General features: G+C 69.1%; 13 protein-coding genes. 7 read left to right on the top strand and 6 right to left on the bottom strand.

Translation table 11 applies throughout. The features are described 5' to 3' along the window. Window positions 1–3: 3 nt before the first annotated feature. Complete coding sequence (gene mutY, locus Q9R14_RS01355; RefSeq protein WP_306003204.1) at window positions 4–1,053, bottom strand: A/G-specific adenine glycosylase; 1,050 nt, start codon at window positions 1,051–1,053, stop codon at window positions 4–6. Window positions 1,054–1,073: 20 nt separating this feature from the next. Between mutY and Q9R14_RS01350 the strand changes: the two genes are divergently transcribed. From Q9R14_RS01350 to Q9R14_RS01320, 7 genes are all read left to right on the top strand, one after another. Next, window positions 1,074–1,628: a DUF721 domain-containing protein gene (locus Q9R14_RS01350; protein WP_306003203.1), complete on the top strand. Its 555-nt coding sequence runs from the start codon at window positions 1,074–1,076 to the stop codon at window positions 1,626–1,628. Between the two features lie 109 nt (window positions 1,629–1,737). Beyond that, on the top strand, window positions 1,738–2,832 hold the full coding sequence (locus Q9R14_RS01345; protein WP_306003202.1) for a PAS domain-containing protein: 1,095 nt from the start codon (window positions 1,738–1,740) through the stop codon (window positions 2,830–2,832). After that, entirely contained in the window at window positions 2,833–3,288 is a 456-nt protein-coding gene (locus Q9R14_RS01340) for a response regulator (RefSeq protein ID WP_242077084.1), read from the top strand. Window positions 3,289–3,395: 107 nt separating this feature from the next. Then, window positions 3,396–4,040: a thioredoxin domain-containing protein gene (locus tag Q9R14_RS01335; protein ID WP_306003201.1), complete on the top strand. Its 645-nt coding sequence runs from the start codon at window positions 3,396–3,398 to the stop codon at window positions 4,038–4,040. A gap of 15 nt (window positions 4,041–4,055) precedes the next feature. Then, on the top strand, window positions 4,056–4,667 hold the full coding sequence (locus tag Q9R14_RS01330; RefSeq protein ID WP_306003200.1) for a thioredoxin domain-containing protein: 612 nt from the start codon (window positions 4,056–4,058) through the stop codon (window positions 4,665–4,667). Window positions 4,668–4,679: 12 nt separating this feature from the next. After that, window positions 4,680–8,117 (top strand): chromosome segregation protein SMC, encoded by a 3,438-nt coding sequence (gene smc, locus Q9R14_RS01325; protein ID WP_306003199.1) that lies wholly within the window; start codon window positions 4,680–4,682, stop codon window positions 8,115–8,117. Further along, window positions 8,114–8,527 carry a surface-adhesin E family protein gene (locus Q9R14_RS01320; RefSeq protein WP_306003198.1) on the top strand — a complete coding sequence of 138 codons (414 nt, stop codon included), beginning with the start codon at window positions 8,114–8,116 and terminating at the stop codon, window positions 8,525–8,527. Before smc ends, Q9R14_RS01320 begins: the two co-directional genes overlap by 4 nt. Here Q9R14_RS01320 and Q9R14_RS01315 read toward each other — a convergent pair. From Q9R14_RS01315 to mraY, 5 genes are all read right to left on the bottom strand, one after another. Continuing rightward, the gene (locus tag Q9R14_RS01315; RefSeq protein ID WP_091749403.1) at window positions 8,496–9,641 is read right to left on the bottom strand and encodes a mechanosensitive ion channel family protein; all 1,146 of its coding nucleotides are present in this window, start codon (window positions 9,639–9,641) and stop codon (window positions 8,496–8,498) included. The genes Q9R14_RS01320 and Q9R14_RS01315 overlap by 32 nt on opposite strands. 167 nt (window positions 9,642–9,808) lie before the next feature. Next, a complete protein-coding gene (gene murG / locus Q9R14_RS01310; RefSeq protein WP_306003197.1) occupies window positions 9,809–10,900 on the bottom strand; it encodes an undecaprenyldiphospho-muramoylpentapeptide beta-N-acetylglucosaminyltransferase in 1,092 nt (363 codons plus the stop codon). A gap of 362 nt (window positions 10,901–11,262) precedes the next feature. Further along, window positions 11,263–12,438: a putative peptidoglycan glycosyltransferase FtsW gene (locus Q9R14_RS01305; RefSeq protein ID WP_306003196.1), complete on the bottom strand. Its 1,176-nt coding sequence runs from the start codon at window positions 12,436–12,438 to the stop codon at window positions 11,263–11,265. Continuing rightward, window positions 12,435–13,928, bottom strand: coding sequence for a UDP-N-acetylmuramoyl-L-alanine--D-glutamate ligase (gene murD, locus Q9R14_RS01300; RefSeq protein ID WP_306003195.1), 1,494 nt, complete (start codon window positions 13,926–13,928; stop codon window positions 12,435–12,437). Before murD ends, Q9R14_RS01305 begins: the two co-directional genes overlap by 4 nt. A gap of 4 nt (window positions 13,929–13,932) precedes the next feature. Continuing rightward, window positions 13,933–15,042, bottom strand: coding sequence for a phospho-N-acetylmuramoyl-pentapeptide-transferase (mraY, locus tag Q9R14_RS01295; protein ID WP_017504532.1), 1,110 nt, complete (start codon window positions 15,040–15,042; stop codon window positions 13,933–13,935). Window position 15,043 lies beyond the last annotated feature (1 nt).

Genomic DNA, 15,043 nt, shown 5'->3' with positions numbered 1-15,043 from the left:
GATTCAGCCGAACAGATCGGGCGTGTTCGCCCGATCCAGCGCCTTGGCGAAGACCGTCGGCAGGGCGGCCCGCGCCGCCTCGATCGGCATCCAGCGATAGGGACCGCCCGCATCGACGCGCGCGATCATCACCGTCAGCGTCAGGCTGAAGTGGGTGAAGACGTGCTCCACAGCCCCCGCCTCGCGCCAGTCGGCCTCCATCGGCGCTGCCGCAGCAGGCTCGTCTATCGCCCAATCGCTGGTCGGCAGGCCCAGCATTCCGCCCAGCAGCCCCTTTTCGGGTCGCGTCTCGACCGCGACCCGCCCTTGGTCGTCAACCAGCACATAGGCGATGCCCCGCCGATGCGGCCGCTCCGCCTTCTTGGCCTTCATCGGAAACCGGGCCGGATCGCCCGTGACCAAGCCGAGGCATTCGCTGGCCACGGGACAGGTCCCGCACGACGGTGACTTCGGCCGGCACACCGTCGCGCCCAGGTCCATCAACGCCTGCGCCCAGTCTCCGGGCCGCTCATCGGTGACGAACAGCCCCGCCAACCGCCTCAGTTCGGGCCTTGCGGCGGGGACCGGCGTCTCGACCGCGAACAGACGCGCCATCACCCGCTCGACATTGCCGTCCACGACATTGGCCGCCCGGTCGAAGGCGATGGAGGCGACGGCTGCGGCCGTATAGGCGCCCACGCCCGGCAGCGCGAGCAGCGCCGCTTCGGTATCCGGAAACACCCCGCCATGCTCGCCCGCCACCGCCCGCGCGCAGGCCAGCAGATTGCGGGCACGCGCATAGTAGCCCAGCCCCGCCCAGGCCCCCATCACCTCCGCATCCTCGGCCGCCGCCAGGTCCGAGACCGTCGGCCAGCGCGTGGTGAAGGCGTGAAAATACGGCGTCGCATGCGGCACGGTCGTCTGCTGCAGCATGACCTCCGACAGCCAGACACGGTACGGCTCGGTCCGCGGCGCGCCGACGGCGGCTCGCCACGGCAGGCTGCGCGCATGGGCGTCGTACCAGGCCAGCAGCCGGGAGCGGATCAGGTCTATGTCGGGAGAGACGTCAGGCATCGGTCGCGCTATATAAACCCATGCGCCGCACGCTGCCCACAGACGCCGAGGCCCGCGAGATCCTGTCTCGCCGCCGCACCCGTCCGGTCCCCCGGTCGGCGCCGCGCGCGGGCAAGGCGCTGACGCCCCTGATCAAGAAGCTGGACGAGCAGTTCGGACGCGGCGCCGGCGCGCTGGAGCCTCGCTGGCGCGAGATCGTCGGCGATCGCCTGGCCCGCGTCACCCGCCCGCAGAAGCTGACCAAGGGCAAGGGCGGCGCGCCCGGCGTGCTGGAGCTGCGCGTCGCCGGCGCCGCCGCCCTGCTGATCCAGCACCAGTCCGAGGACATCCTGGCCCGCGTCAACCTGTTCCTGGGCGCCGGGACGGTGGATCGTCTGCGCATCGCCCAGGGTCCGGTCGCCCCGCTCAAAGAAGCCGCCGCCCGCCCCAAACGCAGCGCCAAGCCGCCGCCCCTGCCCGCCCAGGCCGAGGCCGACCTCGCCGCCTCCATCGCCGCAGCCCCCGACGATCTACGCGCCGCCCTGGCGCGCCTCGGCCGCGTCGCCCTGTCGCGCCCCGGGATCAAGCCCGACTGACCCCCTGCGCCTCGGTTGGCAGTGGCCCCGGCGTGCTGTAGGAAGGGGCTGTAAAAAGACAAATATCCGCACGGCATATCCTGGTCGCGCGCCTGGATTCCGAGCCCCGATGAAGCAACAAGACGACTGGCGACTGACCGATGTCGTCGAACACGAGATCGGTCGTGGCGACCCGTTCGCCGCCGCCATACGCGGCACGCGCATGCCGATGGTCATCACCGACCCGCGTCGTGACGACAATCCCATCGTTTTCGCCAACAAGGCCTTCCAGGATCTGACGGGCTATGAACGCGACGAGATCATCGGCCAGAACTGCCGGTTTCTTCAGGGACCCGACTCCGACCGGGACGCCGTGGCCAAGATCCGCGACGCCCTGGAAGCCGGAACCGACATCCACATCGATCTGCTGAACTATCGCAAGGACGGCAGCACCTTCTGGAACGCCCTGTTCATCAGCCCGGTGCGCAACGCCCAAGGCGATATCGAATATTTCTTCGCTTCCCAGCTGGACGTCACGGATCGCGTCGAGGCCAAGGCCTATGTCGAAAAGCAGAAGGCTCTGGTCGAGCGTGAAGTCGCCGCCCGCACCGCCGATCTCCAGGAAGCCCTGACCGCCAAGACCTTGCTGCTTCATGAGGTCGATCACCGGGTCAAGAACAACCTGACCATGATCGGCTCGCTGCTGCGGCTGCAATCGCGCTCCCTGTCCGATCCGGCCCTGACCGCAACCCTGGACTCCATGCTGGAGCGGGTGGACGCCCTGGCGACCGTTCACCGCAAACTCTATCAGTCCGAGGACGTCACCCAGTTCGACGTCGGCGCCTTCACCAACACCCTGGTCGCCGATGTGATCGGATCGACCGGACGCACCGACATCGAGGTCTCCGTCGATGTGGAGCCGATGTTCATCCCGTCGACCCACGCCTCGTCGATCGGCCTGATCATCAACGAGCTGCTGACCAATGCGATCAAGCACGCCTTCCCCGAGGATCGAGGCGGCCGATTGATCGTCTTAGCCAGGAAGATGGAACAAGGTGGCCAGGTCGTTGTTCAGGACGACGGCCCCGGCATTCCCGGCGCTGCGCATCAGGGATTGGGCAAGACTTTGATCGGTTGTCTTTCAAAGCAGATCGGCGGCAAGACGCTGTGGCTGCCAGCCGACCCCGGCACACGCGCGGTCGTCGACTTCCCCGTGAGCGGCTAGGTGCGCGCCGCCGGGCCCCACTTCGACATCCTGGTCGTCGAGGACGAGGCCCTGCTCGTGATGGACCTCGAGGCGATGCTTGAGGACGAAGGCCACCGGTTGGTCGGAGAAGCCATGTCTCTGAGCGAGGTCGAGTCGCTGTCGCTCCAAGGGCCGCCCGACGTCGCCTTCGTCGACATCCAGCTGGCGGATAACTCCAGCGGTCTGGACGTGTGTCGCCTGATAAAGGACCGTTGGCCGTCCACCGCCGTGGTGTTCCTGACCGCCAACCCCAAGATGATCCCCGAGGACTTCCTGGGCGCGCATGGCGTGATCCCCAAGCCCTTCTCGCGTTCCGGACTGCTGTCGGCGATGCGCTTCATCCAGCAAGGCATAAGCGATCCGCCGCCGCGCCAGGACAGGCCGCAAAGTTTCATCCCCGCGCCGGCGATCGATAGGGCCTGGGCGCGCGGATAGGGCGCTGTTGACAAAACTTCGCCGCACCTGTTCCAGACTAGTTCAGGGTTGCGCCATTCCCGGGGAATCGCGTGATCATCGCCAACGATTCGATCCGAGGAACATTCATGGCCGACACTGAATCCCGCTTCGCCCGCATGAGCCGTCGTGCGGCCATCACCGGCGCCGCACTGGCGACCATGGCTCTGGCGGCCTGCGGCGGCGGCGCGAAGGGTGCGGCCGAGGGCGACATGGGTCTGGGCGCGCCTGAAGGCGCCAACGTCACCGTGGTCGAATACGCCTCGGTCACCTGCCCCCACTGCGCCCTGTGGCAGAAGAACACCTGGCCGGCGTTCAAGGCCAAATACGTCGACACCAACAAGGTCCGCTACGTCTTCCGCGAACTGCCGACCCCGCCGGTCGACGCCGCCACCGCCGGCTTCCTGGTCGCGCGCTGCGCCGGTCCGGACAAGTATTTCGACGTGGTTCACCAGCTGATGGCGACCCAGCAGGAGATGCTGACGTCCTCGCCGCGCGACTGGCTGCTGCGCACCGCCCAGGCCGCCGGCCTGTCCGAGCAGCAGTTCAACGACTGCGTCACCGACAAGGACGCTGTCGCCGCCATGGAGAAGCGCGTCCAGGCCGCCCGCGCCCAGGGCGTGACCGGCACCCCCGCCTTCTATGTCAACGAGACGCAGGTCATCTCGCCCGGCGGCGAAGGCGCCAGCCTGGCCGACCTGTCCACCGCAATCGACGCGGCCCTGGCCAAGTAACCGAGGCCTAATCAGATGATGCGACGCGCCTTCATCGCCGCCGGTTTCGCCCTCGCCGCCCTGTCCGGCGGCTTGGCGACGCCGGCGCTCGCCGCCGATGCACCCCCGCCCGTCACGGCCCAGGATCATATCCTGGGTCGGGCGAATGCGCCGGTGACGGTTATCGAATACGCGTCCTTCACCTGCTCTCACTGTGCAGACTTCCACAACACCGTGCTGCCGGCCTTCAAGGCCAAATACATCGATACCGGCAAGGTCCGGCTGGTTCACCGCAACCTGCCGACCGCGCCCGCCAATGTCGCCGCCGCCGCGGCTGCGGTCGCCCTGTGCGCCGCACCCGAACGCTATTTCGACGTGGCGGCCGTCTTCATGCGCGATCAGGCCAACCTGCAGACCACCGGCGCCCAGCCCTGGTTCGCGGCCGGCATCGCCGCCAGCGGCAAGACCCGCGAGCAGATCGAAGCCTGCCTGAACGGCCCGACCATCCGCGCGGCCCTCGACGCCCAGATCGAAGGCGCGCGCGCCGCCGGCGTCACCGGCACGCCCACCTTCTTCGTCAACGGGACGATGGTGATGGAGCATTCGCTGGAGGCCCTGTCGACCGCCGTCGATCCGCTGCTTCGGTAGTCCGTCGGGACGATGCAGTTCCAGCGCCTACGGCTCGTCGGCTTCAAGTCGTTCGTCGATCCGGCGGAGGTGCACATCGAGTCCGGCCTGACCGGCGTCGTCGGCCCCAACGGCTGCGGCAAGTCCAACGTCCTTGAAAGCCTGCGCTGGGTCATGGGCGCCAATTCCGCCAAGGCCATGCGCGGCCAGGGCATGGACGACGTCATCTTCGCCGGGGCCGCCGGCCGCCCCCCGCGCAGCCACGCCGAAGTCAGCCTGACCATCGACAACGCGGCTCGCCGCGCGCCCCAGCCCTTCACCGACAGCCCCGTGCTGGAGGTGTCGCGCCGGATCGACCGGGGTCAGGGCTCGACCTATCGCATCAACGGCAAGGAGGTGCGCGCCCGCGATGTGCAACTGCTGTTCGCCGACGCCTCGACCGGCGCCAACTCGCCCGCCCTGGTGCGTCAGGGCCAGATCTCGGAACTGATCGCCGCCAAGCCGCAGAACCGTCGCCGCATTTTGGAAGAGGCGGGCGGCGTCGCCGGTCTGCACACCCGTCGGCACGAGGCCGAGCTGCGCCTCAAGGCTGCCGAGACCAATCTGGCCCGGCTGGACGACATCGGCCGCGAGCTTGAGACGGCGCTGAATCGGTTGAAGCGCGAAGCTCGCCAGGCCGAGAAGTACAAGAAGATCTCGGCAGAGATCCGCGCCCTTCAGGCCGCCCTGCTCTATGTGCGCTGGAACGACGCGCGTCTGGCCGCAGAGGCCGCCGCCGCCGAACTGCGTGAGGCCGACCGGGCGGTGGCCGACACCACGACCGCCGCCGCCGCCGCCCAGACGGCCGCCCTCTCCGCCCAGGAAGCCCTGAAGCCCGCGCGGGAGGAGGACGCCGTCGCCTCCGCCCTGCTGCACCGCGCCAGCCTGGAGCGCGATCGGCTGGACATGGCTGAACAGGCGGCCCGCGCGGAAGTGGATCGCCTCAAGGCCGAGGCCGCCCGCATCGCCGCCGACGCCGCGCGCGAAGACGGCATGGCCGCCGACGCCCAGCGCGAACTGGACCGGCTGGAGAACGAACTGGACCGGTTGAAGGCCGAGATCGCCGCCGCTCCCGAACGCGGCCCCGAACTGGACAAGGCCCTGGCGGCCGCCGAGGACGCTCGCCAAGCCGCCGACGGCGAGGTCGAACGGCTGGCGGGCATGCTGGCCGCCGTCGAGGCCCGCGCGAACGCCGAAACGGCCCGCAAGCGCGACGCCGAGGCCCGACTGGCCCGCGTCACCGCCCAGCACGATCAGGCCCGACGCGAACGCGAGGCTCTGGGGCCGCTGGAAACGCCTGAGCTGGAGACCGCCCGCCAGGCGCTGGTAGCGGCGCAGGCCGACCTCGCCGCGGCGCGCGACGCCGTCGAGGCCGCCGAGTCTACACGCGGCGACCTAGCCCGCGCCGAACAGGAGGCCCGGACCGCCGCCCGCGCCGCAGAGGACCGGTTGGGCCGGCTTCAGACCGAGGCGCGCGGCCTCGCCCAACTGCTGGTCACCGGCAAGCGCGACCATCCCCCCGCCCTGGACAAGGTGCGGGCCGACAAGGGCTACGAGGCCGCACTGGCCGCCGCGCTGGGCGACGATCTGGACGCGGCGCTGGACGCCAAAGCCGCCGCCTACTGGGGCGGGGCGGATGCGCGCCCCCCGTCCTGGCCCGCCGGTATCACGCCGCTTTCGGATCATGTTCAGGCGCCGGCACAGTTGACCGCGCGCCTCGCTCTTTGCGGCGTGGCGCCGAAGGCCGACGCGGCCCGGCTGGCGGGGCTTCTGCCTCCCGGCGCGCGCGTGGTAACGGTCGAAGGGGACCTCTATCGCTGGGACGGGTTTGTCAGCCGCGCCGAGGCGCCCCGCCCGGCCGCCGTACGCCTGGCCCAGCGCACGCGCCTGGCCGAGCTTGAAGCCGAGATCGACAAGGGCAGACCGGCGCTGGATCAGGCACAGGCGGCCCTGAAGTCGGCGACGGAAGCCTTTCGCGCCGCCGAAGAGACGGTCAAGGCCGCACGCCTGAAGCCCTTCGCCGCCGACAAGGCCGTGACCGCCGCCCGCGACCGCGTGGAAACCCTGGCCCGCGAGCAGGCCCGCCGCGAGGCCCGCGCCCAGGCGCTGGACGACACCGTGAGCCGGCTGGCGGCCGACGCAGCCGAGGCGCAAGCCGCCCTGGACGCCGCCCAGACCACCGACGCCCCGTCCGAGACGATCGCCGACCTGCGCGACGAACTGACCGCCGCCCGCGCCACGGCCGACGCCGCCCGCACTACGGCCCAGACCGCCCGCTCGGACCGCGACGCCGAGGCTCGCGACCGTCAGGGCCGTGAGCAGCGGCTGGGCAGCCTGACCCGCGCGCGTGACGGCTGGGTCACGCGCTCCAGGGACAGCGCCGGCCGCGTCGCCGTCTTGGCCAAGGACGCCGACCGGACGGCCGCTCTGCTGAAACAGGCCGAGGTCGCGCCTCAGGGTTTCGCCGAACAGCGCGGCAAGCTGCTGGACACGCTGGTCGCCGCCGAACAGAGGAAACAGGCGGCGTCGGACGCCATGGCTGTCGCGGAGACCCAGGCGACCGAGGCCGACCGTGCATCGCGCGCCGCCGAGACCGCCGCGTCGCAGGCCCGCGAGGGGCGCGCCGGCCTGGCCGCCCGCGCCGAGGCCGCCGCCGAGAAGCTGGCCGAGGCCGAAACCACCCTGCGCGAGACGGCGCAGATGTCGCCGCAGGAGCTGGGTCAGAAGCTGACCGACGACGCCATCGCCCGCCCGCCCGACGCCGCCGGCGCCGAGAGCCTGCTCTATGGGCTGGAGCGCGAACGCGAGGCCCTGGGCGCCGTCAACCTGCGCGCCGAGGACGAGGCGGTCGAATACGGCGAGCGGCTGAACAGCATGAAGTCGGAACGGATCGACCTGACCCAGGCGATCGCCAAGCTGCGCGACGGCATCGACGAGCTGAACGCCGAGGGCCGCGAGCGGCTGGTGGCGGCGTTCGACGTGATCAACGCCAACTTCAAAACGCTGTTCGAGGCCCTGTTCGGCGGGGGCCAAGCCGAGCTGAAGCTGGTCGAGAGCGACGACCCGCTGGAGGCGGGGCTGGAGATCTACGCCTGCCCGCCCGGCAAACGGTTGTCGGTCATGAGCCTGATGAGCGGCGGCGAGCAGGCACTGACCGCGGCGGCCCTGATCTTCGGCGTCTTCCTGGCCAACCCCGCGCCGGTTTGCGTGCTGGACGAGGTGGACGCGCCGCTGGACGACGCCAATGTGGACCGCTTCTGCCGGATGCTGCACGAGATGCGCAGCCGCACCGACACCCGCTTCATCGTCATCACCCACAACCCCGTGACCATGAGCCGGATGGACCGGCTGTACGGCGTCACCATGCCCGAACGCGGCATGAGCCAGCTGGTCAGCGTGGACCTGAAACAGGCGGAGACCCTGATCGCATGATCGCCCTGCTGCTCGCGCTCGCCGATCCTCAGCTGGTCCCGACCGGCGTGGGAAGGTTCGCCATCTATGCCGACGCGGCCTCGATCGAACGCGAGGGCGACGTGGCGCGGATGCGGGAACTGCAGGTGACCGAGGCGGGGTTCAAGGTCGGAGACGTGACCTATGTCGGAGGCTGGTCGCGGTGGGCGTTCGACTGCCGCGCGAGGACGGTGGATCGGCTGGACTTCTCCTCCTTGAAGGCGGACGGGACAGAAGGGCCGGCGACCCCGGACGCCGCCCCGGCCTATGACGCCGCGCCGGGCGGGGATGCAGCCGAGCTGCTGGCCATCGCCTGCGGAGCCGAACGGCTGGCCCAGGCGCTGACGCTGCACCAGGCCATCAGCCAGGGACAAAGGGCGCTGGCGGACTGACGGCCCCCTCGGCGGGCTTGTCCGACCCTTGCGGCCATTCGATGCGGTCGCGCGGCAGGGCTTCGCGGCATTCGTCGCGCATGAAGGCCATCAGCTTCTCGCGGATCTCGCAGCGCAGGTCGAAGGCGACCGGGGCCGAGCGGGCGCTGGCCAGGCAGCGCACCTGAAGCACGCGTTCGGTGATGTCGGTGACCTGCATCACCTGCACGTCGCCGTCCCAGTGTTTGGACGCCTTGACGATGCCCTCGAAGGCGGTGCGCAGCCGGTCGATGGGCGCTTCGTAGTCCACGTAAAAGAAGGCGACGCCGATCAGGCGGGCGTTCTCGCGCGTCCAGTTCTGGAACGGCTTGGTGATGAAGTAGGACAGGGGCAGCACCATCCGGCGCCAGTCCCACAGCTTGACCACCACATAGGTCGAGGTGATCTCCTCGACATTGCCCCACTCGTTCTCGACGATGACGGCGTCGTCCAGGCGGATGGGCTGGGTCAGGGCGATCTGGATGCCGGCGACCATGTTCGTCAGGATCGGCTGAAGCGCCAGACCGGCAATGATGCCGACCACGCCGGCCGAGGCCAGCAGGCTGACGCCCCATTGACGGAAGCCGGCGATGGTCATCAGGGCCAGGCCCACGGTGACGATGAACAGCACGACCTTGGCGACCCGCTGCAGGATGCGGGTCTGGGTCAGGTGCTTCCTGGCCAGCAGATTGTCCTCGACGGCGATATTGTACCGCTTGAGATGCATGACCGACCACATGTCGAGCACGCCCGACGCCATCCAGCCGAGGGTCAGGATGAACAGGAACAGCAGAGCGCTGCGGATATCCTCGGACGGGCCGGGATCCATCGGCGAGACGGTCACGCCGATGCCGATGCCGATGATGATGATCAGGACGCGCAGCTTGACCCGGGCGCGTTCGACCACGCCGCGCCAGAAGAGATCCTTGTTCCGAACGACGCGACGCAGGATGGCGAAGACGATCTTGTGCGTCAGCCAGCCGCCGCCGACGAAGACCAGCAGGACCAGGCCGATGACCGCCCATTCGGGCAGCCAGTCGAACCGGTGCCACAGGGCGCGGATCTGGCGGGTGACGGCGATGATTTCGGGAGGCATGAGCTTCCTAACGCGTCAGGGCCGAGAGGGTTGATGTCTCCTCCCTGTCGCGAAGCGATGGGGAGGTGGCGCGGCGCGCCCTTTGCGCCGTGACGGAGGGGTTCTTTCGGCGTGAAGAGCCCCTCCACCGCTACGCGGTCCCCCTCCCCACACGTGGGGAGGAGACATCATGCACGCCCCGCCGTCGCCTCGACGAGGTCGGCCAGGCGTTGGGCGGCGTCGGGGATGGCGACGCTGCGGGCGGCGGCGGACATGGCCGACAGGCGCGCCGGATCGGACAAAACGCTGGTCAGGGTCGAGGCCAGGCGATCGACGGTCAGGTCGTCTTCCAGAATGACCTCGGCCGCGCCCGCATCGGTCAGGGCCTTGGCGTTCAGGCGCTGGTGGTCGTCGGTGGCGATCTTCAGCGGGATCAGGACGGACGGCAGGGCCGCGACCGCCAGTTCGGCGCAGGTCGAGGCGCCGGAGCGGCCGACGACCAGGTGCGCCTTGAACAGCCGGTCAGCCATGTCGCGGAAGAAGGGGGCGACCTCGGCCTCAATCCCGGCCTCCAGATAGATCTGGCGCGCGGCCTCCAGCGTCTCGGGGCGGGACTGCTGCTGCACCTTCAGGCGGCGGCGCAAGGGTTCCGGCAGGGCGGCCAGGGCGCGGGGCGTGGTCTCGGATAGGATGCGGGCGCCCTGGCTGCCGCCGGTCACCAGCAGATGGATCGGGGCGTCGGCGGCGGGAGCGGCATAGGGGCGGTCAAACAGGGCGCGGATCTCGGACCGCACCGGCGAGCCGACGACGTGCGAGCGGCCCTGAACCTTGGCCGGCGCGCGTTCCAGCGTCGGGAAGGACGAGGCGACCTGACCCACGTAGGGGGCCAGGATGCGGTTGGTGCGGCCCAGGACCGCGTTCTGTTCGTGGATCACCGTCGGTCGCTGGGACGTGACGGCGGCGACCAGGGCCGGGGCGGACGGATAGCCGCCGAAGCCGACGACGACGTCCGCGCCCAGCCGGTCGAAGGCCGTTCGCGCCTGGACCACGCCCTTGAAGATGGCGACGCCCGCCTTGATCAGGCCCAGAGGGCCGGAGCCGGTGGCGGCGTCCAGCGCCAGCCGCTCCTCGGCCGGAAAGGCGTGGGCGTATTGTTCGCCCCGGTGATCGGTCGCCAGCACCACGCGCCAGCCGCGCGCCGCCATCTCGCGCGCCAGCGCCTCGGCCGGGAACATATGGCCGCCGGTGCCGCCGGCGGCGACGACGCAGAGCTTGGTCATGGGCGAGGCTCCGAAAAAGAGGGTCTGAATAGTCTGAAGTTCAGACGGTGGGCAGGCAAAAACACCGTCTAATTCGTCTAATCTGTCTAATGTCGGCCAGGAACGGTGCGGCGAGGAATGGGGAGGCGACAGGATCGCACGGTTTTGCGGCGTGGGCAGGAGACGGTCGATCGCTAGCGGTAAGCGACGGAAATCGCTTGGGCCTGTTTAGCCAGAAACGCTCGCTAGCCTACCTATCCCGTCATCCTCGCCCTTGTGGCGAGGATCCATACGCCCGGTATCGACCGAAAGAGTCCGAGCGGACAAGGCCGAGTTTATGGATCCTAGGCACAAGGCCTAGGATGACGGAACGCTGTGGCGGACTACAACAACCGCCGCCCCATGGTCAGGCTGGCGCCGGGTTCGTAGGCGCCGGGGCGGCGTCGGGTCAGGGCCAGGGCGAAACCCATGGTCAGGCCCATGGCCAGCATGGAGGAGCCGCCGTAGCTGATGAAGGGCAGGGTCATGCCCTTGGTAGGGATCAGGTTCAGGTTCACCGCGACGTTGATGCAGGCCTGAAGCCCGATCAGCATGAACAGGCCCGCCGCCGCCGTCTGTTCGAACGGATCGGTCAGCTTCATGGCCCGGCGCATGCCCCGGATGACGATGAAGGCGTAGAGGCTGATCATCATCAGGCTGAGGATCAGGCCGAACTCCTCGGCGCCGACGGAATAGATGAAGTCGGTGTGCAGGTCGGGCACGCGGCGCTTCATCACGCCCTCGCCGATGCCCCGGCCCAGCAGGCCGCCGGCGCGGATGGCCTCGGACGCGCTGTCGATCTGGTGGGTGTCGGTGGTTTCGGGCGAGAAGAAGCGGCTGAGGCGGTCGCGCATATGGCCGAAGACGAAATACAGCGACACCAGCCCCGCCATGCCCAGGCTGGCCAGAACCGCCATCCATTTGAACGGCACGCCCGCCATGAAGAAGACGGCCATGAAGGTGGTGGTGATCAGAAGCGTCTGGCCGATGTCGGGCTGGATCAGCAGCAGCGAGACGGTCAGGGCGTAGAACCCAAACGCGATGGTGACGCCGGGCACCCCCTGCCCCTTTTGCGCCTCGGCGAACATCCAGGCGGCGAAGACGATCAGGCCGGGCTTGGCGAACTCGGACGGTTGCAGGCTGAAGGGGCCGAAGTTCACCCAGCGGGCGGCCCCCTTCACCGTGTCGCCGATAAAGGGCAGAGCCATCATCACGACGATGGCGCCGAACAGGGCCAGGACCGCGATGCGTCGCACGCCGCGCGGCGACATCAGCGAGGTCGTCAGCATGATGCTGAGCCCCACGCCCGAAAAGACCATCATCCGCCAGGAATAGTGGAAGGGGTCGGTGATCGATTCATCGGCTAAAATGGCGGCGGGGCTGGAGGCGAAGCTGAGCGCGACGCCAAGCCCCATCAGCGCGAGCGCCGCGCCCAGCAGGCCGCGATCCACGGTCCAGAACCACTGGGCCACATGGCTTTGGTCGTTGCGGGAAAAGGCGGGGGTGTAGGGAGCGCTCATGACGCGGTTTCCGGGAGGGCGCCGAGGGCCAGGACGGCGGCGCGGAAGGCCTCGCCGCGCGCCTCGAAGTCCTTGAACTGATCGAAGCTGGCGCAGGCGGGGGACAGAAGGACGATCTGGTCGCCGCCGGCAAAGGCCGCATCGGCGGCGGCGGCGGCCACGGCGTCGTCGAGGGTGCGGGCGATGACGTGGGGCGTGTCAGCCAGTGTGGCGGCGAAGGTCGGGGCCGCGTCGCCGATCAGATAGGCCTTGGCGATGCGGGGGAAGAGGTCGGCGAGGTCCGCGATGCCGCCGGCCTTTGGTACGCCGCCGGCGATCCAGAAGACGTGGGGGTAGGAGGCCAGGGCCTGGCGCGCGGCGTCGGCGTTGGTGGCCTTGGAATCGTTGATGAAGCGCACGGAGCCGAGGCGGCCGACCGCCTCCATCCGGTGCGCCAGGCCGGGGAAGGACAGCAGGCCGGCGACGGCGGCGTCGTGGGTGACACCCAGAGCGCGGGCGGTCGCATAGGCGAAGGCGGCGTTCTGGGCGTTGTGGCGGCCGGGAAGCGAACGGGCGGCGGTGAGGTTTACGAGTTCACGACCTTCGCTCCAGATCGCGCCGGGCACAGCCTTAATTCCGCTCATCTCCGCGAAAGCGGGGAACCAGTTCTGTGGGCCCTCTACCGGTGAGGATGGGGCAAGACGTGGATCCTCGGCCTCGTGTCCTGACGAAAGCCCTGGGTCCCCGCTTTCGCGGGGATGAGCGGAGGAGGAAATAGCGATGACGCGTTGGGAGAGTTCAGATGCGATCTCCTGCCCCCAATCCTCATCCACGCCGACCAAGGCCACACCATCTGCCCCCTGCCCTGCGAAGATCCGGCGCTTGGCCGCGACATAGCCGTCCATGCCGCCGTGGCGGTCCAGGTGGTCGGGGCTGATGTTGGTCAGGATGGCGACATCGGGGGCGAAGGTCGTGGTCAGGTCCAGCTGATAGCTGGAGACCTCGATGACATAGACGGCGTCGGGCGTCGGGTCGGGCAGAGCCAGGACGCCGACGCCGATATTGCCGCCGACGTGGACCGTCAGGCCCGCCGACTTCAGCACCCAGCCGATCAGGGCGGTGGTGGTGGACTTGCCGTTGGTGCCGGTGATCGCGACGACGCGCGGCCGCTGATCCTGCGGCCGGGCGGCCAGGGCGCGAGCGAACAGTTCGATGTCGCCAAGGACGGGCACGCCAGCCGCGCGGGCCAGGTCCACGGTCCAGTGCGGCCTGGGATGGGTCAGGGGCGCGCCGGGCGACAGGACCAGGGCGGCGAAGTCGAACCAGTCGGCGACGGCCAGGTCATCGACCGTGAAGCCCTCGCCTTTCGCCTGCGCCCGGCCGGCCTCGCCGTCGTCCCACAGGATCGGGATCGCGCCCCCGGCCTGAAGGGCGCGTGCGGCCGTGATCCCCGACCGTCCCAGGCCGAAGACCGCGACCCGCCTGCCTTCAAAGCCGGGAACGGGGATCATCGGATCAGCGCAGCTTCAGCGTCGACAGGCCCAGCAGGGCCAGGGCGCCGGCGATAATCCAGAAGCGGATGACGACGGTGGATTCCGGCCAGCCCATCTTCTCGAAATGGTGGTGGACCGGCGCCATCAGGAAGATGCGCTTCTTGGTCAGCTTGTAATAGCCGACCTGGATCATGACCGAGGCGGCCTCCATGACGAACAGTCCGCCGACGATGCCCAGGACCAGTTCGTGCTTGGTGGTGACGGCGATGGCGCCGAGCGCCCCGCCCAGGGCCAGCGAGCCGGTGTCGCCCATGAAGATCTTGGCCGGGGGGGCGTTGTACCACAGGAAGCCCGCGCCGCCGCCGATCATGGCCGCGCAGAAGATGGCCAGTTCGCCCGCACCCGGGACGTGGTGGACCTGAAGATACTGGGCGAAGACGAAGTTGCCAGCGAGGTAGCTGATCACGCCGAACGCGCCCGCCGCCATCATCACCGGCACGGTCGCCAGCCCGTCCAGACCGTCGGTCAGGTTCACCGCATTGGAGAAGCCGACAATGGTGAAGGCCGCAAACGCCACATAGAACCAGCCGATGTTCAGCAGCACGGCCTTGAAGAACGGGAAGGCGATCGACGTCTCGAGCCCCGGCGAGGTCGGCGAGACGGTCATCCACAGCACGGTCAGGACGCCGGCGACGACGGCGACGACGGTCTGGGCCAGGAGCTTCTGTTTCGACGTCAGGCCGGCCGAGGTCTGTTTGGTCACCTTGGCGTAGTCGTCGATGAAGCCGAGCACGCCGAAGGCCGCCGTCACGAAGCTGACGATCCAGATGTACGGATTGGTCAGGTCGCCCCAGAGCAGCACCGCCACGCCGATGCCGGCCAGGATCATCAGACCGCCCATGGTCGGGGTGCCGACCTTGGACAGGTGGGACACCGGGCCGTCGTCGCGGATCGGCTGGCCCCGGCCCTGTTTGGCGCGGATCCAGTTGATGAAGCGGCTGCCCATGGCGACGGCGACGATCATGGCGGTGGCCATGGCGAGCGCCACGCGCACCGTCTGGTACTGAACCAGGTTCAGCAGCGGATACTGGTGCGCCACATCGGCGTAGTAGAGATAGAGCAGGTAAAACATT

Source organism: Brevundimonas sp. C43 (assembly GCF_030732185.1).
In the GTDB taxonomy this organism is placed as follows: domain Bacteria; phylum Pseudomonadota; class Alphaproteobacteria; order Caulobacterales; family Caulobacteraceae; genus Brevundimonas; species Brevundimonas diminuta_C.
Note: the sequence above shows the minus strand (reverse complement) of the source record. Positions and strands in the feature narration are given on the sequence as shown.